Below are 22,317 nucleotides of genomic sequence, written 5' to 3'. Positions count from 1 at the left end.
ATCAAAAAAGTAATCGATCGACCAAAAAATATGCTAAAATTTATGTTATTTATCTTGTTTCCATTCCAAAAAATAACTTCCAGTTGCATTCGTAGAATTCCAACGAACTTGATAATCACCTTTTGCTAAATCAACTGTAAAATTTTCTTCTTTCGAATTTGTAAGTTGACGATTAAACACTACTTCATTATTTTGATCTACAATTTCAAAAATCATTTCGCCTTCTAATTTAATATTCGAATGAAAATTAGCAGTTAAACTTTTCGAAACATTTAGCTTGATATAACTCGTTCCAGAAGCATCTTCAAACTTCGCTTTTGTCCAATTATCACCATTCGAATTCGACCATTTCGAATCCCCCACTCCTTTGTCAAAAAAAGTTCCTTGCGATTTGATATTTGGATTATCCACTTTTCTATAAAAATTATTCGAATCAACATCTGCATTAACTTTTACTGTAATACATGATTGTAACGAAATCATTGCGATAATAAGTGCTATTTTTTTCATATTAGTTTCTCTTTTACTAAATAGATGCAGCATTTTGAAAAAAGTTACAGCAAACAAATATTTTTAAATCATTTTTGATATGCGTAACTTTCGCAAAATATTCTGATGAACGATACTACAGCTCAATTTTTGCAAGAAAACTTTACTCAAAAAGCAATTGAAAGTTTAACTCAACTTTCAGGAGGAGGTTCAGCTCGAGTATATTCGAGATTTTTTGATCAAAATCAGTCGTATATTTTGGCTGAAAGCTCTAATATTGAAGAAAATAAAGTATTTATTCAGTTCTCTTTAGATTTAAAAAAAGTCATCAATAATATTCCAGAAATTGTTTCAGTTTCAGAAGATTTTGCAACCTATGTTCAAACAGATTTAGGAGACGAAACACTGATGAATATTGTCTTGAATGATTTCGAAAAAGCAAAACCTTATTATTTTAAGACATTAGAAAAATTAGCAATTGCTCAAATTCAAGGTGCAACTAAAATCGATTTTAATCATACTTTTTCGTATCCAAAATTAGATAAAACATTAATTTTAAGAGATTTATTTCAGTTTAATTTTTACTTTTTAGATGTCTTAGGAATTGATTACAATGCAGGAAAATTAATCAAAGATTTTGATCGTTTTGCGTCTCAATTTGATAAACTTTCGCCACAAGGTTTTGTGTTCAGAGATTTCCAAACGCGCAACATTATGATTCATCAAAACGAACCTTATTTTATCGATTATCAAGGCGGTTTATATGGACCTGTTGTCTATGATTTGGTTTCGTTAATTTGGCAAGCAAAAGCCAATTTACCATTTGAATTTAAAAAAGAATTATACGAATTTTATTACCAAGAATTAACCAAACAAATTCCAACTTTAGTTCCAATAGATTTTCGTCAATCGTACGAATATTGTGTAGTTGCTCGACTTTTACAAGTTTTAGGAACCTATGGTTTGAGAGGAATTATTGAACGTAAAAAACACTTTTTAGAAAGTATTTCATTTGGGCTTAAAAACTTAGAATCAATAATCGATTATCCTATATTACAAAATTATCCAGAATTAAAACATATTATAAAAATCCTTGTTCTTCCAGAAACGTTAGAACGCATAAATCATAAAATAAATGGCTAAATTAAACATCAACGTTCGTAGTTTTTCGTATAAAAAAGGAATTCCAACCGATCCAACTGGAAATGGTGGTGGTTTCGTTTTTGATTGTCGTGGAATTCTAAATCCAGGTCGAATTCAGGCATATAAAACACAAACAGGGCGCGACGAAGAGGTTAAAAAATACTTGAAAACAGAAACTAAAATTGCAGTTTTTTTAGAAGGTGTTTTTCAAATTATTGACATTTCGATCGAAGATTATTTGCAACGAGGTTTCGAGAATTTAGAAATTAATTTTGGTTGCACAGGCGGACAACATCGATCAGTTTATTCTGCTGATGCGACTGCAAAACATATTCAAGAGAAATTTCCAGAAGCGCAAGTTACGTTACATCATATTGTGCAAGAAGAAAAAAATTGGATAAACGAGGCGTATTAATATGAAAGCAATGATTTTTGCAGCGGGTCTTGGGACTCGTTTAAAACCATTTACTGACAACCATCCCAAAGCTTTAGCAGTTGTAAATGGAAAACCTCTTTTGCAACGAAATATAGAATATTTGAAATCTTTCGGAATTAATGAAATCGTGATTAACGTGCATCATTTTGCAGATCAAATCATTGAGTTTTTAGAAGATAATAATTATTTCGGAATTGAAATTACTATTTCAGATGAAACAGATCAAGTTCTTGAAACTGGTGGTGGTTTGGTTAAAGCAAAAGCTAATTTCGAGGAAGATTTTTTGGTGATGAATGTGGACATTTTAACAGATCTAAATCTTGCTAAATTTATCAAAGCACATCAAGAAAACAAAGCGTTAGTAACGTTAGCAGTTTCTGATCGAAATTCATCTCGTAAACTATTTTTCAATGAACAAAATGAATTAAAAGGTTGGCGAAATCTGAAAACAGAAGAAGAAATAAAAGCTGTAGATTCTTTAGACAATTGCAAAGATTTAGCTTTTAGTGGAATTCATGTTATTTCTCCTACTCTATTTGATAAAATTACAGAGAAAGGTAAATTTTCTATCATGAAAGTTTATATGGACTTGATGAAAACTGAATCTATCATTGGTTTTGATCATTCTGGCGGAATTTTAATCGACGTAGGTCGACCAGAAAGCGTGTTAGAAGCAGAACAATATTTTAAATAGAAAACAAAAAACTCAATTCAATGGATTGAGTTTTTTTATGCAAAAAGTTTACATATCTTAGACAGAATGAAATACATTAATTATTTTGTCTATTTAACTATTGTTGTAGTGATAATTCTCGCTTCAATACTTTACTTTTCTTTCAAAACAAAAGTTGGAAAGATTCAGCTAAAGTAAATTACAATAAAAGCTTAGTTTTGATTAAGAAAGGATTCAAAGATACTTATCCTTATGACGAACGTTTTTTAGAAATTTATGATACAGAAATTCAGGATAAATTGAAGGAATTGTAAAAGTAATTGCTCAAAAAAAATATCCATTTTTTTTAATTTCTAGACTTCGCTTGAAATAATATTTTCTGAATTTATTTTTAAAAATCAATAAAACTCGCCATCTACATAAAACCATTTGCCATTCTCTTGCACAAACCTAGAAAGTTCATCATGTTCGTAGATTTCACCTTGTTTGTCTTGGTAATAAGCTCTAAATCGAACTTTATTATCTTTAGCAAAAACAATTTCTAACTTTAACCATTTATTCGATTTTGCCCAATCTTCGATATCACTAAAATCATTATCTTTTTGCGTAGAAGAATGTGTTGTATCAACTAAATATTCAGGCAAAACCATTGCAAAAGCAGCGTAACGAGAACGCATCAACTCTTCGGGAGTTTTTGGCAATTCAATATTCAAATGAAAAGGTTCGCAACAAGTTGCATATACTTTTCCAGAACAACAAGGACAATTCATTTTATTCTTTATTTTTTGCAAAGATACTGTTTACTTGTCTTTGTGGTAATGATAATGATCCTGAATCACCACTTGAATAAAATCAATATTTCCTAAACCATCACTTTTCACCTCCATTATTTCCTCCAGTTTTCGCGTTAATTTTAATAAAATATCATAATTATTATTGTTTAATGCAGACGTAAAATTTTCTTTTACAATATTAATATCACGATCAGACAGGCGATAAACTTCGGGAAAACGAATTTTATAGGTTTCAGAAACTTCAGCGAAAATAGTTTGTGATAAAGCTAATTTCGGATTCAAATCAATCAAACATGTATTCGCAACAATATCACCTAAACGTTGACCATTTTTATTTATAATCATCGTTATCAACGCGATAAGTCCAGTAAATAAAAACAATTCGACACTTCCAATTACCCAACGCAAGAAATAATCAAAATTATTGGCACGATTTCCGTCCATTCGTATTACACGAATTTTCATAATCCATTTTCCAATTGTTTGCCCTTTCATTAAAATCTCGAGAACCAACGGATAAAGTAAAAATATAAAACCTATTATACTATAAATTCCCATACGAAACCATTCGTCTCTATTCGGAATAAACTCAGAGAAATAATACATACCGTAGACTAATATGATTCGGATAATCATATCGATGATATACGCAAGCAAACGTTTTCCAAGTGGTGCAATATTATAAGCAATTTGCACGTTTTGAGGTGTATTGACTAAAAGTTTATTCATATATTTGGTTCACTAACAACTACTCTACAATGAGAGAAGCGCATTTTATTGATAAAAATAAGTCTAAATGGTCTGATATTGAACATAATTTGAAAAATAAAATTGATGTTCATCCAGATATTTTAGCAAAAAACTACATCGAAATTACAAATGATTTGGCGTTTGCTCAAACTTATTACCCAAAAAGTAAGACAAAAGATTATTTGAACGAGTTAGCTTTATTTGCGCATCAGTCAATTTACAAAGATCAACGAACTTCTGGGAATCAATTTGTGCAATTTTTCAAAGAAGATGTGCCAAATGTAGTCTACAAAAATCACAAAATGTTGTTGTATTCATTCTTAATTTTTGCCTTAGCGGTTTTAATTGGCGTTTTATCATCGCATTTCGATCCAGATTTTACACGATTAATTTTAGGAAATCAATATGTAGACGAAACGTTAATGAACATCAAAAAAGGTGATCCTGCAGCAATTTACAAATCAGGAAGTCAGACTGGCTCTACATTAGCTATAACCATCAACAATATTCGTGTTGCTTTTTTTGCTTTTACATTAGGATTATTTTTCAGTATTGGATCAGGATATATTCTATTTTCGAACGGAATTATGTTAGGTGCATTTCATTATATGTTTTTCAAAGAAGGCGTTTTGGGAAAGGCAATGTCAGCAATTTGGATGCATGGAACAATCGAAATTTCGGTGATTATTATTGCTGGAGCTTGCGGATTAATGCTTGGAAATGGCTTTATGTTTCCAAAAACTTTATCGCGAAAAAAATCACTCACAATCAAAGCAAAAGAAGCGGTAATGATTTTATTAAGCACTGTTCCAATGTTTATTATAGCTGGATTTATCGAAGGTTTTATTACGCGTTTATATGATGTTAATATTGTATTGAGTTTATTGGTAATAATCCTTTCATTAATCTTAATTATTTGGTATTACATCATTTATCCGATTCAAAAAAATAGACAAAAAACTTTTTCGTTCAATCAAACTTTAGAATCGAATGAAACAATTTAGACTATTTTTTACATTTACATTATTATTAATTCAATTCGTTGTTTTTGCACAAGAAAAAACAGCAGAATTTAAAGCATTCAAAGAAAAATATGCTGGAAAAGAATTTGATTATAATGATGTTCCAAAACCTAAAAAAGAATTCGAACCTGGCTTTTTCTCAAAAATAATCGAAGGTATTTTTAGATTTCTCTCTTATTTACCTTGGGAAATCATTTTCTATTTTGTAATTGGATTATTCTTAATTTTTCTTGCCACACGTATTTACAAAAATGGTGGAATTCTTAAACGAAATTCGAAAAAATTATATTACGAATCTGATTTTGATTTTATCGAAGAAAATTTAGCCGAAGTTAATTTGAATTCATTAATCAATAAAGCAGAAACAGAACAAAATTTTGCTTTAGCAATTCGTTATTTGCATTATCAAAATCTACAAAATTTAGATAAAAAAGGTTGGATTGAATGGGATCCGAAGAAAACAAATCAACAATTTATCAATCAAATAAAAGACGAAAAATCAAAGATTTTATTCAATCAAAATACTAAAATTTTCAATCAAGTTTGGTTTGGAGAATTTAAAATTGATGAAAATAAATACCACGAATTCAAGACAAATTTCAATCAGTTTAACCAATATTTAGCCTCATGAAAAAGAAATTAGGTATTCTATTAGGCGCTATTTTATTGATCGGAATTTTTATATTTTCTTTCTCAAAACTTCGTTATAAGCTTCCTAAATCATGGAATGTAAGCCTTTATCAAAATAGTAAAGATCCGTACGGATTATTTATTATGCACGAAGAACTTGGGAAGTTATCTAATGGGAAAATGAAAGATTTGGAAAAACTTTCTGAATTAAAAATTGATCCTAAAAAAGCAAAAGATTATGCAGTTGTTGTGCTCGGTTCTGAAATTTATTTTGATACAGTTTCTAAAAATTTATTGAGCAAAATTGCCGAAAATGGTGGAATTGTGATGATTGCAGATTATTATGACAATTTTGGTGATGACACAAATGGAAAAGAAGATATTAACGAAGAAACGTATTCTACAGATACGCCAACAACTGATTCTACGGAATCTGAAGAGAATATCTTGTACAATCAGACAATAAATATTAATGATCATTTTGAGCTTAGAACAAATAAATTGTTCAAAATAAAGAAGAAAAAAGAAATCGAACATCATTATTTTAGCGACATCACAAATGATTCTGAAATTTTTGGAACAATTACTTATAAAGATAAGGCTTACCCAAATTATTTAAAAATCAAACCAAAAAATTATAAAGGTTATTATTTATATCACGCAGAACCGATTTATTTTACCAATTATTATTTATTAAATGAAGACAGTTATTTCTATGCTAAATCAGTTTTAGAACCACTGAAAGGGAAAACTATTTTTTGGTACAATACCTCGAAAACTTATGCAGGAAGTTCATCAATGATGCGTTTCATAATGAGCGAACCAGCTCTAAAAGCTGCTTGGATTACGTTATTGGTTTTACTTTTCTTCTTTTTAATTTTTAGAAGCAAACGCGAACAACGCATCATTCCAATTTATACCAAAGAAGAAAATCATACCGTCGAATTTGCTAAGACAATTTCCTCTTTATACCAAGAAAATGGCGAAGTAAAAGACATTGTTTCAAAGAAAATCGATTATTTTTTATACAAATTGAGAAAAACATTTTTAATCGAAACAGACGATATTACAAACAAACAATTCATTGAAATTGTTGCACAAAAAGCAAATTTGAGCCAAGAAGAATGTCTTGAAAAATTCACGATTCTGAAAAATATTTATCAAAAAAATCAACCAAATGAACACGATTTGAAAATTGTGTATCAAATCATCGAAAACTATAAACAAAAAGCAAATATCTAATGAGCGAAAATACATATCAACCATTCGAAAATAGAGTCGATTTTTCGGATGTACAACATAAAATGCAAACTGTAAAAAATGAATTGAAAAAGGTAATTGTCGGACAAGATGATATTATCGATCAATTAATTTTGGCTTTGCTTTCTAACGGACATTCTCTGATAGAAGGTTTGCCTGGAGTTGCCAAAACAATGATGGCAAAATTGTTGGCAAAAACGATAGATTCTGGTTTTAGTAGAATTCAGTTTACGCCAGATTTAATGCCTTCTGATGTGATTGGAACGTCTATTTTAAATTCTAAAATCAATGAATTTGAGTTCAAAAAAGGACCAATTTTTTCGAATATTATTTTAATTGATGAGATTAACCGTTCGCCTGCAAAAACTCAAGCGGCTTTATTCGAATCGATGTCAGAAAGACAAGTAACAGTTGATGGAACAACTTATCCTTTGCAAGCTCCTTTTTTGGTTTTTGCAACTCAAAATCCAATTGAACAAGAAGGAACATATCGCTTACCTGAAGCGCAATTGGATCGTTTTATGTTTAAGATTTATGTCAAATATCCTTCGTTAGAAAGTGAAATTGAATTATTGAAAGAACAACAAGAACGCAAGAATATTGACAAAGAAACGTTGGTAGAAAAAGTAATTTCAGGAAATGAAATTATTGAGTTCCAAGATCGCATAAAATCAGTTTTCGTACACGAAGCGTTGATTACGTATATTGCGACAATTGTTCATCAAACCAGAATCGATCAAACCTTGTATATGGGTGCATCGCCACGTGCTTCTATCGCGATTTTAGATGCTGCAAAATCAAATGCAGCGGTGAATGGACGCGATTTTGTGATTCCAGAAGATATCAAGCAAATTGCGCATACAATTTTGGGACACCGCGTTGTGATGGTTCCTGAAAAAGAGATGGAAGGTTTTACAACACAACATATTATTCAGCAAATTATTGATCGCGTAGAAATTCCTCGTTAATGAAATTTTTCAGAAGCTTATTTCTTACCAATCGCTTTTTTTATGCGGGATTATTCATTGCATTTTGTTATGTGATTGCATTTTTTCTATCTCCTATTTACATTATTGCAAAGATTTTGACACTTGTCTTTATCGTCAGTGTTATTGTCGAAATATTTTTGGTTTATATTCCTAAAACTTCCATTGAAGTTCTTCGAAATTATCCAGAACGACTTTCAAATGGTGATGAAAATGAATTGGAACTTTTCGTAACAAATCATTATCAATTCCCTCTAAATGTAAGGATTATAGAAGAGTTTCCTGTTCAATTACAATTAAGAGATTTTCAGTTTAGAAAACGATTTAAAAGTAGTCAAAATACTAAATTTGATTTCAAAATTCGACCAACAGAACGAGGTTCATATAAATTTGGATTAACAAATGTATTTATTTCTGTTTTTGGATTGATTGAGAAAAAGATCAAAATAAACGAACCAATTTCGATTGCTTGTTATCCTTCTTATTTGCAATTAAAACAGTTTCAATTATATTCTACCGCTCAGTTACAGAATCAATTTGGAATGAAAAGGATTCGAAAAATTGGAACAAATACAGAATTTGAAAATATAAAAAATTATACGATTGGTGACGAATATCGTTTAATCAATTGGAAAGCAACGGCAAAAGCAAATCGACTGATGGTCAATCAATTTCAGGAAGAAAAATCGCAGCCTGTTTATTCGTTAATTGACTTAGGGAGAACGATGCGAATGCCTTTTGATGGTTTAAAATTGTTGGATTATTCAATCAATTCTAGCTTAGTTGTCGCAAATATTTCACTTCAAAAAAATGAAAAAGCAGGTTTAATAACATTTAATAAAAGAATTCAAGATCACGTTGTTGCGGATAGAAAAAATCATCAAATGCAATTGATTTTGGAGAAATTATACAATGTACAAACTGATTTTTTGGAAAGTGATTTTGGACAATTGTATGCCTATATCAAACGAAAATTAACGCAACGATCGCTTTTATTTATTTATACCAATTTTGAAACAATTGATGGTTTGGAACGTCAATTACCTTATCTAAAATTGATTAAAAAATCGCATGTTGTCGTTTTGATTCTATTTAAAAATTCGGAATTGAAAAAACTTAATCATCAGAAAGCAAAGACTACTACTGATATTTACGATCAAACAATTGCCGAAAAGTTTAATTACGACAAAGAATTAATCATAAATCGTTTGCATCAATTTGGGATTTTAACCATTTATTGCGAACCACAAGAATTGTCTATTAACTTAATCAATAAATATTTAGAGATAAAAGCGCGAGGTTTATTTTAAAAAAAGATTTATTTAACCAATTATTTAGAAAAAAAAGCACAATTATTGCTTAAAGTTGGTCAATTTAATCTGAACAACCATGAAAAAACTATTACAGATCTTTTGTTTAATTTTAACAACAAGTCTTTTTGCACAAACAAATTTTATCGAAAATAAAACACTTTCTACAAAGCGCGTAATCCTTTTGGACGCTGGACATGGAGGAACAGATACTGGCGTAAAAAAAGATGAATTTCAGGAAAAAGATATTGCGCTGAAAATTGCAGAAATTATTCAAGAAAAAAATCCTTTTACAGATATTGATTTTGTATTATTGAGAAAAGGTGACGAACAAATTATCAATACAAGTCGTGCGAAAATGATTAATGAAATAAAACCTGATTTGGTTTTATCAATTCACGCAAATTATAATGTAAAAGATTCGAAAAAAGGAACAGAAATTCACCTTTCTCCATTGAATCCTACTTTCGAAGAATGTAAAATACTTGGCGAAAAAATTGGAACAAGTATAAGTTCTTTAGGTTTTGAAAACTTAGGAATTGTTGAAACAAATTCGAAAATATTACGAGATTCACAAGTTCCAATTATTATGATTGAAATCGGTTATTTGACAAATGACGATGACCGAAAAATATTAACAAACGAAAGTAATTACCCTAAAATAGCAGATAAAATTTTTGAAGCATTGAAGAATTAGACATAAAAAAATCTCAGAATATTTTGCTCTGAGATTTTTTGTTTTTTCTCTATTTTCCATCCAATTCTTGTTCTTGATGAAAGGCAATTTGACCAAAATCATCTTGTATATTTTGATAATAAACTTTTGCTTGTAAATAATCTTTGAATCCATAACTTAACTCGAAATTATACACAAAAGCTGGTTGCATAAAAGGATTTCCTTCTGTGTAAGAAATAGGATTACTATACCATTTATTTGGATTTAATTCCCAAAAAGCTGGTCGTTGAATTCTTCGCCCAAAATTAAAATTGAACGAATGATCTTCTGTTGACTGATATTGAATATAAAACTTTGAAAAGCTCTTTTCATAAAAATCAATTAGCAGAAAAAATTGTACAATTTTTAGAAAATTATCAATCAATATAAAACGAAAAAAAGGACTTCAATTGAAGTCCTTTTCTATATTTATTTGCAAATTGTATTAATCACAATTTCCGTCTACATCACAAGAAGCACCATTTTGTGGTTGGTCCAAATGATCTTTTTCGTAAGCTTGTGTCAAAGCAGAAACGAAATACTCGACTGGTTGAGCACCAGAAAGTGCATATTTACGGTCAATTACGAAAAACGGAACGCCAGAAACACCAATATTACGCGCATCTAAAATATCCGAAGCAACTTCAAAAACATTTGCATCAGAATTTAGCATTTCAAGAACTTCGGTTTTGTTCAAACCAATTTCTTCTCCCAATTCAGCCAAAACTTCATAATCAGCTACATTTTTACCTTCTGTAAAATACGCTTTAAAAAGTCTTTCTTCTGCTTCCGAACCTTTTCCATTCGTTTGCGCAAAATGAATCAATCGATGAGCATCACCCGTATTGACAACTTTAGAATTTTGTTGTTGAAAATCAATTCCAACAGCTTTTCCCATTTCAGCCAATTGATTATTCATTGCCGAAACTTGTTCTTCCGAAATTCCTTTTGTTTTGATTAAATAATCATTGACAGAAGTAATTTCAGTTTTTGATAAATCAGGATTTAACTGAAAACTTTTCCATTCAACCTGTATTTTATCTTGATAAGGAATTTGCGTTAAAGCTTGTTCAAAATGTTTTTTTCCGATATAACAGAACGGACACATTACATCCGACCAGATTTCAATTTTCATTATAGAAATTTTTGGTGTAAAAGTTTGTAAAAATACGCTTTTTATTTGAATGGATTCGGTTATTTTTCGGTTAATTTTATCTTGAAAAATTATTAACAAAATCTTGAAAAATAATCGTGCTAAATTGAGTTTTAAATTTGTTTAAGACAAGGTTTAAATTACCTTTGCAGTGAACCAAGAAAAGATGATTAGTTTCATTTTTATTCCAAATCAAATAACGAACAAACAATATGTCAACACACGTAGTAGTCGGTCTTCAATGGGGTGACGAGGGAAAAGGAAAAATTACAGATGTATTAGCCGAAAAATCGGATTATGTTGTACGCTACCAAGGTGGTAACAACGCTGGTCATACGGTATATGTAGGCGATGATAAATTTGTCTTACACTTATTACCTTCTGGAGTTTTACAATGCAAAGGAAAATGTATTATTGCGAATGGTGTCGTAGTAAATCCTGAAGCTTTTTTTGCAGAAACTGAACAATTAGAAGCAAAAGGTTTATCTACAGATCACGTTTTTATCTCGAGAAGAGCGCATATCATCATGCCTTATCACATTTTGTTAGACGAATATCGTGAAGAATTTGCAGGAAAAGATAGTCAAATTGGTACAACAAAACGCGGAATTGGTCCTTGTTATGAGGATAAAGTAGCTCGTGTTGGTATTCGTGCAATTGATTTATTAAATCCTGAAGTTTTAGCAGAAAAAATCAAAGAAAATTTAGTGGTTAAAAATGCTTTATTCGAAAAATTATTCAATAAAGAACCATTAAAATTCGAAGACATTTACGAAAAATATTTAGCTTATGGTGAGCGTTTAAAAGAACGTATCTTAGATTCTGAGTTAGAAATTAACCACGCAATTGACGAAGGTAAAAATGTATTATTCGAAGGTGCTCAAGCATTAATGTTAGACATCGATTTTGGTACATATCCATTCGTTACATCATCTTCTCCAACAACAGGTGGAGTTTGTGTTGGTGCTGGAGTTCCTCCTACAAAATTGAAAAATTTGATCGGAGTTTCGAAAGCATATTGTACACGCGTTGGTAACGGTCCTTTCCCAACAGAATTGGACAACGAATTAGGAGAACAAATTCGTCAAGTTGGTCACGAATTCGGAGCGTCAACAGGTCGTCCACGCCGCACAGGTTGGTTAGATTTAGTTGCATTGAAACACGCTTGTATGATTAATGGAATTACACATTTAGTAATTACTAAATTAGATGTAATGTCGAATATTGATACAGTAAAAGTTTGTACAGGTTACAAAACAGAAGACGGAAAAATCATTGATTATTTCACTTCTTCTACAACAAAATTAGCTGATTACGAAGCGCAATACGACGAATTACCAGGATGGAAAGAAGATATTACAAATGTAAAATCTTTTGATGAGTTACCGCAAACAGCGCAAGACTACATCCACTACATTGAGAAATACTTAGGAATCGAAGTCTATTTAGTTTCGGTTGGACCAGAGCGTTCTCAAAACATTATTAGAACAACTTTATTTTAATAAATTAAATAGTATAGCCTGACTTTTGTTGGGCTATAACTTTATGAGATATTTTTATGAACGAGATTTTAGAACGATTAAAACAATTGAATTTAGGTATAGATTCTATCGTCCCGATGAAAGGTGGTGATATTAACGATGCTTTTCGATTAGAATCGTTTGATAAAAAATATTTTTTAAAGGTAAATTCCGCAAACAACTTTCCTCATCTTTTCAAGAAAGAAGCACGTGCTTTAGAAACCATCAAAAAGACCAAAACATTTTCGGTTCCGAAAGTGGTAAATGTTGGCGAAGCTGGAAAAGATTTTCAATATTTATTATTAGAATGGATGGAAACCTCTACTCCAACTGTTGTAAATTGGGAAAACTTAGGAAAAAATTTAGCAAAACTTCATCAAAATACTAGTAAACAATTTGGTTGGTCAGAAGATAATTACATTGCAATTGTCGTTCAACCAAATAGTTTAACAGATTCTTGGAGCGAATTTTATGCAAAAAATCGCATCATGCCAATGATGAAACTATTGCAAAACAAACAATTAATCAATTCAAAACAAATAAAATCTGCAGAGAATTTATGTAAACAATTGAATTCGATATTTCCAGAAGAAAAACCTGCTTTATTGCACGGAGATTTTTGGAATGGAAATATTTTAGCCAATAAAAAAGGCGAATTCTCGGTTATAGATCCTGCAATTTATTATGGTCATCGCGAAATGGATTTGGCTATTGCAAAGCTTTTCGGAGGATTTGATGATGTATTTTTTGATGCTTATCACGAAAATAATCCTTTAGCACCAAATTTCGAAGAGCGTTTACCGATTGCACAATTATTTCCATTGCTGATACACGCTTACCTTTTCGAAGGTTATTATGTGAAAGATGTGCAAACCATTTTGAAAAAATTTTAAAAAACAAAACAAACAAATACAATGAACAAGTATCAAAATCCTTTAGAATCGAGATATTGTAGCGACGAAATGCTATATATCTTTTCTCCTGAGAAAAAATTTACAACATGGAGACAGCTTTGGATTGCTTTGGCAGAAATTGAAAAGGAACTTGGATTAGATATTACAGACGAACAAATTCAAGAATTAAAAGATAATGCAACTAATATTGATTATGATGTTGCTGCGGCTTACGAAAAGAAATTTCGTCACGATGTAATGGCTCACGTGCATACGTACGGAGATGTTGCACCAAGTGCAAAAGCAATTATTCATTTAGGTGCTACTTCGGCTTTTGTTGGCGATAACACAGATTTAATTCAAATTCGTGATGGATTTCAACATGTAAAAGGACAATTAATCAATGTGATTGATGGTTTAGCGAAATTTGCGCGTCAATACAAAGATTTGCCAACTTTAGGATTTACGCATTTCCAACCAGCACAATTAACAACTGTTGGAAAACGTGCAACACTTTGGTTACAATCTGTTTTATTAGATTTAGAAGAATTAGAATTCAGAATAGATACGTTACGTTTTCGCGGTGTAAAAGGAACAACTGGAACAGCGGCTTCTTTCAAAGAGTTATTTGATGGAGATTACCAAAAAGTAAAAACATTAGACAAAAAATTATCTGAACGTTTCGGATTCAAAAATGTTTTTGCAGTTTCAGGACAAACTTACGATCGTAAAATTGATGCTCAAGCATTAGAATTATTATCAAACATTGCACAATCTGCACATAAATTTACAAACGACTTGCGTTTATTACAAAATTTAAAAGAGATTGAAGAACCTTTCGAAAAAAATCAAATTGGATCTTCTGCAATGGCATACAAACGCAATCCTATGCGTTCAGAGCGTATCGCCTCTTTAGCGAAATACGTGATGTCCTTAGCAACTTCTCCTGCAATGGTTGCTTCAACTCAATGGTTCGAAAGAACGTTGGACGATTCGGCTAACAAACGCTTAGCAGTACCTCAAGCATTTTTAGCGATTGATGCAATTTTAATCATTTGGAACAATATTTTAGATGGTTTAGTCGTTTATCCTAAAATCATCGAGAAGCATATCGCGGAAGAATTACCATTTATGGCAACCGAATATATCATTATGGAAGGTGTTAAAAATGGTGGAGATCGTCAAGAATTACACGAAATTATCCGTACACATTCTATGGAAGCTGCAAAACAAGTGAAAATGGAAGGAAAATCTAACGATTTAATTGAACGTATCATTGCCGATGAAAATGTAAAAATTGACAAAGAGAAATTAGTCGAATTATTAGATCCGAAAAACTTTACAGGATTTGCTTCTGAACAAACAGAAGAATTCTTAAAAGATTTGGTTGATCCAATTATCGAAGAAAATAAAACACTTTTAGGCGCTCATACAGACCTTAAAGTGTAAACACGCTTAAGACAAACACAAGAAACAAAAAAAAGACTTCCAAATTGGAAGTCTTTTTTTAATTTTAACCTTTAATCAATTATAACCAATGAGAAAATTCTTTCTGTTTTTTGCACTTATTTGTTCTTTTCACGTAGTTGGACAAATCAAATATATCACGAACAAAGAATTTACTGTACAAGGAAAAGCCTTTGATAATACACCTTTTTACCATAGAATCGATACCAACAAATACGCAAATCTTCCTGAAAAAGTAAAAGGTTTATTTACTGCTCCCGCTGGATTATATGTTACATTCAAATCGAATACTTCACAAATAAAACTGGATTGGACAACTCGTTCTACTTATTTGGGCGCGAATACAACTGGAATTATGGCGCGTGGGTTGGATTTGTATATCAAAGAAAACGGAAAGTGGATTTTTGCAGGTGCGGCTTTACCAAATCAGCAAAATATCAAAAGTGAATTGATATCGTCAAGAATTTATCAAAGACAGAAAAGGAATTCATACTTTATTTGCCACTTTGGAACGAAATTACAGACTTAAAAATAGGAATTGATGCATCTGCTAATTTTATCAATCAACCGATTGTATATAAAAAGAAAATCGTGGTTTATGGTTCGAGCATTGTACAAGGTGCGTCAGCAAGTCGTCCTGGAATGAATTATCCATCAATTTTAACGCGAAAAACAGGCTATGAATTCATTAATCTTGATTTGAGTGGAAGTGCAAAAATTGAAATTGAATTGGCTGAAATGATCAAAGATATTCAAGGGGTTGATTTGTTTATCTTGGATTGTGTTCCAAATAGTTCACCCGAAGAGATCAAAAGTAGAACAATTCCGTTCGTCAAATTACTCCGAAAATATCATCCAAAAACACCAATCTTGATGGTAGAAAGCTTAATTCGACCAATGAGTAAATTTGATTTAACCGCTCATGAAGATATGACAAGACAAAATCAAACCTATCGAACCCAATACGATACGTTGATAAAAGAAGGTGTAAAAGATTTGTATTTATTGAAAGGTGATAATTTAATCGGTTCGGATAACGAAGGTTCTACAGACGGAATTCATCCAAATGATTTAGGTTTTAGCAGATTATCAGAAGCTATTGAGAAAAAAGTAAATGAGATTTTGAGTAAGAAATAGATTATTTTCAAAAAATAATTTTAAAATGTAATCAATAAAAATCTTAACTTAATCACTAATTATTAAACAATTACAACTAACCTATGAGATTAATTATTACCATCCTTATTCTATTTTTTTATTCATGTAAAAAGATGAATAATAATTCAGTTAATATTGTTCAAAATACAAATACTGAAAATCCTAAACATGATAATAATCAAAATGAAGTCATGAAAACAGATGACATTCTTTTTAATGGAAAACTTAAACGATTTTTTACCAAAAAAGATTTTGAAAACGTTTTTGGTAAAGCTGATAGTATAATGTTGATGTCAGAAGAAGCTCCTTGTTCTTATATTTTCGAAAATAAAGATGGAACCAAAAACATGGATGATAAATACTATTATAAAGATGGCTCTCGTTTTGAAAATTCTAAAAATGAATTTGCAGTTGATGAATTCAGATTTTCAAAGAATAATTACATCTTATACAAAGGAAAAAAATTATCCTCACAAACCACTATTACAGAACTTAAAAAATTGTTTCCAAATGCAATGAATGATATTGGGACAATAGACGTTTATAATGAAGGTAAGTTACAAGTAATTCAATTAAGAGAAGATGAGCATAACATTTCTGATGGACATATCAAAATATTCATTAAAAATGGAAAATTATACAATATGCATTGGTGGTTTCCTTGTTAAAATATTGAGTATAATAGCTGACGAAAAATTAATTCCTTTGAATAATAACTAATACTTTATACCAACTTTTCTCAAAATAAAACCCAACAACCAAATTGGTCCGACCAACAAAAATTGTAAATCTTTGAGAAAACTTGGCTTCTTCCCTTCTATTTTGTGTCCGACAAATTGTAAAATCCACGTGATAATAAATACCACCAAATAAACTATCCAAGATTTTGTACCGAATTGAAGATTGCACAACGAAATAAAATATTCCATAATCAACATCAAAAAAATCATAATGAAACCAACGACAACCGATAATCTAAAATAAAATATTGAAACAATAACCAATGCAATGATTGAAGCTATACTGATATAACCAAAGTTCTGAACATACAAATGCAGCGTTGGAATGTAGGAAATAAACCCAAGAATCGTCCAAAAGATTAATGGAACACATATCCAATGAATGGTTTTGTTTGTTCCATTTTGATGACTTTCTCCATATTCACTAAAAAGTTGTTCTATTTTTCTCATATTGGATGATTTTAACTTAAATATAGGTTGAATTTGGTTTATTATTAAACTTTAAAACCAAAATTATAATTGTAAATTTGAATATAACTTGAAATATCTTACAAAATCCAATTAATGTTTACAAAAATTATAAATGTATTTGCAATTCTATTTGGAATCACACTCTTTACCCTACTAACTTATATTTTTTATAATCAAGCTTCTAAAGATTTATCTAAATATTCGCAAGTTGAAGGTATAATAACAAATAAAGGTATTTTAAATTCAAACAAAAATTCTAAAATATTCTTTTTAGAACTTTCTAATTATCCTCAAAATCTCGCAGTATACAAAATGACTAAAAAATTATTCAGAGCTTGATAATAATATTAGCCACGGTGACAAAGTAAAAGTATATTTTTCACCTTCAAACTCTAATAAAAATAACTTGGATATAGTTCAAATAGAGAAAGAAAATAAAATTTTATTAAGTTAAAATACACACAAAACCACCTACTATTTTTTAACCGGAATAACTACAATCGCTACATTATGTATCATTTTAATGACAGTTTATTATATAAAAAGAAATAAAATTGAGAATCCTATACCACCTATTTTCTAAATAAAACAAATTCAATATTAAAACATTAGCAATAGTTACCAAAATTTGGTAACTTTATTTTATTAAACTAAATAAGACGTTATGGGACGAAATACATCTGTTTCTTTGGGAAATTATTTTGAAGAATTTGTTGATACAAAAGTCTCTCAAGGAAGATACAAAAATGCAAGTGAGGTTATTAGAGCTGGTTTGAGACTTTTGGAAGAAGAAGAAGATAAAATTCAGTTATTGAAAAATTCGATACAAGAAGGTATAGATAGTGGAATTGCAGAGGATTTTGATGCAAAAAAACACCTCGAAACTTTGAAAGCCAAAATAAAAAATAATGGCTAAGTATTTCTTGACAAATAAAGCTGTTGAAGATCTTTCGAAAATATATGAATATACGTTTGAATTGTGGTCACAGAATCAAGCGGATAAATATTATGAAGAACTAATCAATTTTTGTCAGTTATTAGCCGAAAACCCCATGATTGGAAGAAATTATAGTGAGATTAATTCTGAACTTTACGGATTTTTAGCCAATCAACACATTATCTTTTATAGAATTCTAACTAAAGATGAAATTGAAATAACAAGAATTCTCGGTGCGGAAATGGATTTGAAGAATCGTATAAAAGAATAAACTTTTTAATTTTCTCACTTCAACTATTTCCACCACAAAAACTGATTATACCAAAAAGCCAACTTAAATTTAAGTTGGCTATTTTATTTACTTTGGATAAACGACTCGTGAAAAGCAACACGAAGTGTTGATCTATTATTTTTTAAATTATAATTATATTAAGCTTGCATCACAAAAATAGCAGGACGTTTATGAAAATCATACTTTTCATTTTTCCATTCTTTAATAGATAATGTTCGGATATCTTCGTCCTCTAATGTAATATGACACGCGACACAAATCTTAGTTTCGGCACGAAAAATCTTCGTTAAATCTTCCACCATTTGATTGTTACGATAAGGCGTTTCCATAAAAATTTGAGCAATTCCAGTCTTCGAACTTTCAGCTTCTAAATGTGCTAATTTCTTTTTACGTTCGGTCTTATCGATTGGTAAATAACCGTGAAAAGCAAAGTTTTGACCATTCATTCCAGAAGCCATTAACGCCAACAAAATAGACGATGGACCAACCAAAGGCACAACCTGAATACGTTTCTGTTGCGCAACTTTTACCAGCTGTGCACCTGGATCTGCAACCGCAGGTAAACCAGCTTCGGAAATAATTCCGATCGTTTTGTTTTGATCCAATAATTTGATCAAATCTAACATTTCTTCTGGCTCTGTATCTTTGTTTAGAATGTAAATATCTAAATCGGCTTGAACTTTTTCGGGGCAAACTTGTTTGATAAATTTACGTGCAGATTTTTCGTTTTCTACCACAAACGTATCAATTGCTCGAATAATGTCAAGATTGTATAAAGGCAATACTCTACTGTGTTCGCTTTCACCTAAAAGTGAAGGAATCAAATAAACTTTAGCCGTTTTCATTGTATAATTTTAAAGATTATATTTTTTGATGATTCCGTCTGTGGCTTCATCTAATAATTGATAAACATGCTCGAAAGCATCTTCTCCATCGTAGTAAGGATCAGGAACATTTTGCGTTTGCCCTATTCCATCTTTCAAGATCAATTTGATTTTACTTTGCTCCTCTTCGCTTCGAGCTAATTGTTGCAAATTAATTAAATTTTGTTTATCCATTGCAAAGATTAAATCAAACTCATCGAAAAAAATTGGATTGAAATGCATTGCACGTTGATCAGAAATATCAACACCATATTTTTTAGCAACCGCAACCGAGCGTCTATCTGGTTGTTCACCAACATGCCAATCACCCGTACCAGCAGAATCTACCAAATGATTGTCGCCAACCTTTGATTGTAAAATTCCTTCTGCCAACGGAGAACGACAAATATTACCTAAACAAACCATCAAAATTTTCATTGAAAAAATATTTATAGATTAATCTGAAATTTTACGTGAAATATCTTCAATATAACCACGAAATTGCTTGTCCGTTTCTTGTAAATTTTTCACTGTTTTACAAGCGTGTAAAACTGTTGCGTGATCACGTTTACCGATTTGTGTTCCAATACTTGCCAAAGACGCTTTTGTATATTGTTTTGCAAAATACATTGCTAATTGACGCGCTTGTACGACATCACGTTTACGTGTTTTTGACTGAATATCTTCAATCTTCACTTTAAAGTATTCACAAACTGTTTTCTGAATGTAATCAATCGAGATTTCTTTGCGAGCTGTTTGTACTAATTTTGATAACGTACGCGCAGTTAAATCTAACGTAATTTCACGTTTATTTAATGTTGCTTGCGCAATAATAGAGTTTAATGAACCTTCTAATTCACGCACATTTGTATCAATATTTTGTGCAATATAATCCATTACTTCATCAGGAAATTCGATACCATCGTTTTCTAATTTTTGTTTCAAAATAGAAAGACGTGTATTATAATCAGGATTTTGCAAATCGGCTGATAATCCCCATTTGAAACGAGAAATTAATCGATCTTCCATATCTTGGATATCTGCTGGAGATTTATCCGAAGTCAAAATAATCTGATTTCCTCTTTGATGTAAATGGTTAAATATATGGAAAAAAACTTCTTGCGTTTTTGCTTTTCCAGATAAAAACTGAATATCATCCATAATCAAAACATCAATCATTTGATAAAAGTGAATGAAATCATTTTGATTATTATTTTTTACAGCTTCAATAAATTGTTGTGTAAATTTCTCAGTTGAAACATACAAAACAGTTTTCTCTGGGTGTAAATCTTTTACTTCTAAACCTATCGCATGCACCAAATGAGTTTTTCCTAACCCTACTCCACCATAGATGAATAGTGGATTGAACGAAGTTCCTCCTGGGCGTTTGGCAATCGCACGACCAGCCGCACGTGCTAATCGGTTTGATTCTCCTTCGATAAAATTATTGAATGTATAATTATGATTTAATTGCGAATCAATTTTTAATTTTTGCAATCCTGGAATAACGAAAGGATTCATCATTTTACCAGCTTGCAAATTAATTGGCGCTTCTACCTCTTGTGGGCGAGGTTTTTCTTTGTTCGAACTTGGAATACGTACTGTAAATGGTTCACGTCCTTGCGACTTTTGATCCATCAAAATACTGTATACCAATTTTGCATCAGAACCTAATTCTTTTTGTAAGGCACTTTTTAAAATTTTGATATAATGTTCCTCTAACCATTCGTAAAAAAATTTACTTGGTACTTGTATTGTTAAAACATTATTATTTAGTTTGCCCGGACGTATCGGTACAAACCAAGTATTGAAGGCATCTTCTGCAATGTTATCTTTTATAAAAGACAAGCATTTTTCCCACACAGAATTTGCAGTTATCGTCATAATATTGTCCAAAAGTGCTTAAGTTTTAATGTAAAATATTGAAAGTCAATGTTAAATTTTCATCAACACTTCTCTACAAAATTGTGAACAAATTTTGAATAAAAAAAATGATTTAGGTATTGATATATTAAAAAATACTTTGTATAATTCAAAATAATCAATAAGTAGTTTTAGACAAAATAAAAGTACTGCAAAGATAATCTTTTCGGACATATTTTGGCTTATAAAACTATTAATTCTTATTTTTGTATCACTATGGAAATTACACAAGAAAAAATTGACTTCGCAATTATCAAAGTAGAAAATCATTTAAATGATTTGGGCATCAAAAATAATTTTTCTCTTTTACGAATTGAACAAGGTGAAGAAAAAAATGTAAGGACTTTTTATTATGAAATAGCAAATCCTACTTTCAAAACAATTATTCAAATTCAATATGATTTCTTAAAAGAAGAGCAAAAAGATTCTTCGCAAACTTCTTTTAGTTGGATGGATTACAAAAAAATTACTGAATAGACTTTTTCATTTTTTATATAATTAATGATAAAGTCTTTTTTTTGTTCTCTACTTTTGAAGATTAAAATGATGTTTTAGAAAATTATGGAGATGTAATCTTCCCCTTGTTAAGAACACTTAAAAGTAGAGTTTTTATTTAATATTATTGTATTATTATTTTGATTAATTTGAAATGTAGGAAAATCATTAGGATTTTTGACCTTACCATATTTCAA

At 30.4% G+C, this 22,317-nt stretch carries 28 protein-coding genes; 19 read left to right on the top strand and 9 right to left on the bottom strand.

Annotated features, from left to right (window positions below):
- Nucleotides 1-45: 45 nt before the first annotated feature.
- Complete coding sequence (locus G0Q09_RS09420) at nucleotides 46-510, bottom strand: hypothetical protein (protein WP_147279970.1); 465 nt, start codon at nucleotides 508-510, stop codon at nucleotides 46-48.
- A gap of 105 nt (nucleotides 511-615) precedes the next feature.
- Between G0Q09_RS09420 and G0Q09_RS09415 the strand changes: the two genes are divergently transcribed.
- From G0Q09_RS09415 to G0Q09_RS09405, 3 genes are read left to right on the top strand one after another with little or no spacing between them, the layout of a single operon-like run.
- Complete coding sequence (locus G0Q09_RS09415) at nucleotides 616-1,632, top strand: aminoglycoside phosphotransferase family protein (protein ID WP_219034690.1); 1,017 nt, start codon at nucleotides 616-618, stop codon at nucleotides 1,630-1,632.
- Nucleotides 1,625-2,047 carry a RapZ C-terminal domain-containing protein gene (locus G0Q09_RS09410; RefSeq protein WP_219034689.1) on the top strand — a complete coding sequence of 141 codons (423 nt, stop codon included), beginning with the start codon at nucleotides 1,625-1,627 and terminating at the stop codon, nucleotides 2,045-2,047. Before G0Q09_RS09415 ends, G0Q09_RS09410 begins: the two co-directional genes overlap by 8 nt.
- Before the next feature lies 1 nt (nucleotide 2,048).
- Nucleotides 2,049-2,762 carry a nucleotidyltransferase family protein gene (locus tag G0Q09_RS09405; RefSeq protein ID WP_219034688.1) on the top strand — a complete coding sequence of 238 codons (714 nt, stop codon included), beginning with the start codon at nucleotides 2,049-2,051 and terminating at the stop codon, nucleotides 2,760-2,762.
- A 377-nt stretch (nucleotides 2,763-3,139) separates the two neighbouring features.
- On the opposite strand, the gene G0Q09_RS09400 is transcribed toward G0Q09_RS09405, so the two are convergent.
- Both G0Q09_RS09400 and G0Q09_RS09395 read right to left on the bottom strand, forming a co-directional pair.
- A complete protein-coding gene (locus G0Q09_RS09400; protein WP_219034687.1) occupies nucleotides 3,140-3,511 on the bottom strand; it encodes a YchJ family protein in 372 nt (123 codons plus the stop codon).
- Nucleotides 3,512-3,541: 30 nt separating this feature from the next.
- Nucleotides 3,542-4,264, bottom strand: coding sequence for an RDD family protein (locus tag G0Q09_RS09395; RefSeq protein ID WP_219034686.1), 723 nt, complete (start codon nucleotides 4,262-4,264; stop codon nucleotides 3,542-3,544).
- A 29-nt stretch (nucleotides 4,265-4,293) separates the two neighbouring features.
- Between G0Q09_RS09395 and G0Q09_RS09390 the strand changes: the two genes are divergently transcribed.
- The 6 genes from G0Q09_RS09390 (at nucleotide 4,294) to G0Q09_RS09365 (ending at nucleotide 10,190) form a co-directional block, all read left to right on the top strand.
- Nucleotides 4,294-5,289, top strand: coding sequence for a stage II sporulation protein M (locus tag G0Q09_RS09390; RefSeq protein WP_219034685.1), 996 nt, complete (start codon nucleotides 4,294-4,296; stop codon nucleotides 5,287-5,289).
- On the top strand, nucleotides 5,276-5,938 hold the full coding sequence (locus G0Q09_RS09385) for a hypothetical protein (protein ID WP_219034684.1): 663 nt from the start codon (nucleotides 5,276-5,278) through the stop codon (nucleotides 5,936-5,938). The genes G0Q09_RS09390 and G0Q09_RS09385 overlap by 14 nt, the downstream gene beginning before the upstream one ends.
- Nucleotides 5,935-7,179, top strand: a complete 1,245-nt coding sequence (locus tag G0Q09_RS09380; RefSeq protein WP_125349087.1) for a DUF4350 family protein — start codon at nucleotides 5,935-5,937, stop codon at nucleotides 7,177-7,179. The genes G0Q09_RS09385 and G0Q09_RS09380 overlap by 4 nt, the downstream gene beginning before the upstream one ends.
- On the top strand, nucleotides 7,179-8,165 hold the full coding sequence (locus G0Q09_RS09375) for an AAA family ATPase (RefSeq protein ID WP_219034683.1): 987 nt from the start codon (nucleotides 7,179-7,181) through the stop codon (nucleotides 8,163-8,165). The genes G0Q09_RS09380 and G0Q09_RS09375 overlap by 1 nt, the downstream gene beginning before the upstream one ends.
- Entirely contained in the window at nucleotides 8,165-9,493 is a 1,329-nt protein-coding gene (locus G0Q09_RS09370; protein WP_219034682.1) for a DUF58 domain-containing protein, read from the top strand. The genes G0Q09_RS09375 and G0Q09_RS09370 overlap by 1 nt, the downstream gene beginning before the upstream one ends.
- Before the next feature lie 79 nt (nucleotides 9,494-9,572).
- Complete coding sequence (locus G0Q09_RS09365) at nucleotides 9,573-10,190, top strand: N-acetylmuramoyl-L-alanine amidase (RefSeq protein ID WP_125349084.1); 618 nt, start codon at nucleotides 9,573-9,575, stop codon at nucleotides 10,188-10,190.
- A 49-nt stretch (nucleotides 10,191-10,239) separates the two neighbouring features.
- Here the strand turns inward: G0Q09_RS09365 and G0Q09_RS09360 are convergent, their stop codons facing one another.
- Entirely contained in the window at nucleotides 10,240-10,593 is a 354-nt protein-coding gene (locus G0Q09_RS09360) for a TonB-dependent receptor domain-containing protein (protein WP_185144102.1), read from the bottom strand.
- A 60-nt stretch (nucleotides 10,594-10,653) separates the two neighbouring features.
- A complete protein-coding gene (locus G0Q09_RS09355; protein ID WP_219034681.1) occupies nucleotides 10,654-11,343 on the bottom strand; it encodes a DsbA family oxidoreductase in 690 nt (229 codons plus the stop codon).
- 230 nt (nucleotides 11,344-11,573) lie between these two features.
- On the opposite strand from G0Q09_RS09355, the gene G0Q09_RS09350 reads away from it, so the two are divergent.
- From G0Q09_RS09350 to G0Q09_RS09325, 6 genes are all read left to right on the top strand, one after another.
- A complete protein-coding gene (locus G0Q09_RS09350; protein ID WP_219034680.1) occupies nucleotides 11,574-12,863 on the top strand; it encodes an adenylosuccinate synthase in 1,290 nt (429 codons plus the stop codon).
- A 56-nt stretch (nucleotides 12,864-12,919) separates the two neighbouring features.
- On the top strand, nucleotides 12,920-13,774 hold the full coding sequence (locus G0Q09_RS09345; protein ID WP_125349081.1) for a fructosamine kinase family protein: 855 nt from the start codon (nucleotides 12,920-12,922) through the stop codon (nucleotides 13,772-13,774).
- Between the two features lie 21 nt (nucleotides 13,775-13,795).
- Entirely contained in the window at nucleotides 13,796-15,223 is a 1,428-nt protein-coding gene (purB, locus tag G0Q09_RS09340) for an adenylosuccinate lyase (protein ID WP_219034679.1), read from the top strand.
- An 88-nt stretch (nucleotides 15,224-15,311) separates the two neighbouring features.
- Nucleotides 15,312-15,770 carry an SGNH/GDSL hydrolase N-terminal domain-containing protein gene (locus G0Q09_RS09335; RefSeq protein WP_219034678.1) on the top strand — a complete coding sequence of 153 codons (459 nt, stop codon included), beginning with the start codon at nucleotides 15,312-15,314 and terminating at the stop codon, nucleotides 15,768-15,770.
- Nucleotides 15,740-16,378, top strand: a complete 639-nt coding sequence (locus G0Q09_RS09330) for an SGNH/GDSL hydrolase family protein (RefSeq protein WP_219034677.1) — start codon at nucleotides 15,740-15,742, stop codon at nucleotides 16,376-16,378. The genes G0Q09_RS09335 and G0Q09_RS09330 overlap by 31 nt, the downstream gene beginning before the upstream one ends.
- A gap of 134 nt (nucleotides 16,379-16,512) precedes the next feature.
- Nucleotides 16,513-17,067 carry a hypothetical protein gene (locus G0Q09_RS09325; protein ID WP_219034676.1) on the top strand — a complete coding sequence of 185 codons (555 nt, stop codon included), beginning with the start codon at nucleotides 16,513-16,515 and terminating at the stop codon, nucleotides 17,065-17,067.
- Nucleotides 17,068-17,115: 48 nt separating this feature from the next.
- Here G0Q09_RS09325 and G0Q09_RS09320 read toward each other — a convergent pair whose 3' ends face one another.
- Nucleotides 17,116-17,589 (bottom strand): Mpo1 family 2-hydroxy fatty acid dioxygenase, encoded by a 474-nt coding sequence (locus G0Q09_RS09320; RefSeq protein WP_219034675.1) that lies wholly within the window; start codon nucleotides 17,587-17,589, stop codon nucleotides 17,116-17,118.
- Nucleotides 17,590-17,703: 114 nt separating this feature from the next.
- Between G0Q09_RS09320 and G0Q09_RS09315 the strand changes: the two genes are divergently transcribed.
- From G0Q09_RS09315 to G0Q09_RS09305, 3 genes are all read left to right on the top strand, one after another.
- Nucleotides 17,704-17,949, top strand: a complete 246-nt coding sequence (locus G0Q09_RS09315; protein WP_219034674.1) for a hypothetical protein — start codon at nucleotides 17,704-17,706, stop codon at nucleotides 17,947-17,949.
- Nucleotides 17,950-18,274: 325 nt separating this feature from the next.
- Complete coding sequence (locus G0Q09_RS09310) at nucleotides 18,275-18,526, top strand: type II toxin-antitoxin system ParD family antitoxin (RefSeq protein ID WP_219034673.1); 252 nt, start codon at nucleotides 18,275-18,277, stop codon at nucleotides 18,524-18,526.
- On the top strand, nucleotides 18,519-18,818 hold the full coding sequence (locus G0Q09_RS09305) for a type II toxin-antitoxin system RelE/ParE family toxin (protein WP_219034672.1): 300 nt from the start codon (nucleotides 18,519-18,521) through the stop codon (nucleotides 18,816-18,818). The genes G0Q09_RS09310 and G0Q09_RS09305 overlap by 8 nt, the downstream gene beginning before the upstream one ends.
- A gap of 158 nt (nucleotides 18,819-18,976) precedes the next feature.
- Here G0Q09_RS09305 and G0Q09_RS09300 read toward each other — a convergent pair whose 3' ends face one another.
- From G0Q09_RS09300 to dnaA, 3 genes are read right to left on the bottom strand one after another with little or no spacing between them, the layout of a single operon-like run.
- Nucleotides 18,977-19,684 carry an SAM-dependent methyltransferase gene (locus tag G0Q09_RS09300; protein WP_219034671.1) on the bottom strand — a complete coding sequence of 236 codons (708 nt, stop codon included), beginning with the start codon at nucleotides 19,682-19,684 and terminating at the stop codon, nucleotides 18,977-18,979.
- A gap of 9 nt (nucleotides 19,685-19,693) precedes the next feature.
- Complete coding sequence (locus G0Q09_RS09295) at nucleotides 19,694-20,140, bottom strand: low molecular weight protein-tyrosine-phosphatase (protein ID WP_219034670.1); 447 nt, start codon at nucleotides 20,138-20,140, stop codon at nucleotides 19,694-19,696.
- A gap of 18 nt (nucleotides 20,141-20,158) precedes the next feature.
- Complete coding sequence (gene dnaA / locus G0Q09_RS09290; RefSeq protein ID WP_219034696.1) at nucleotides 20,159-21,586, bottom strand: chromosomal replication initiator protein DnaA; 1,428 nt, start codon at nucleotides 21,584-21,586, stop codon at nucleotides 20,159-20,161.
- A gap of 255 nt (nucleotides 21,587-21,841) precedes the next feature.
- Between dnaA and G0Q09_RS09285 the strand changes: the two genes are divergently transcribed.
- Nucleotides 21,842-22,102: a hypothetical protein gene (locus tag G0Q09_RS09285; protein WP_038333588.1), complete on the top strand. Its 261-nt coding sequence runs from the start codon at nucleotides 21,842-21,844 to the stop codon at nucleotides 22,100-22,102.
- Nucleotides 22,103-22,317 lie beyond the last annotated feature (215 nt).

Origin of the sequence: Empedobacter falsenii, assembly GCF_019308355.1 — a bacterium.
In the GTDB taxonomy this organism is placed as follows: Bacteria; Bacteroidota; Bacteroidia; order Flavobacteriales; family Weeksellaceae; genus Empedobacter; species Empedobacter falsenii_B.
This window is presented reverse-complemented; position numbering and strand designations above follow the sequence as displayed.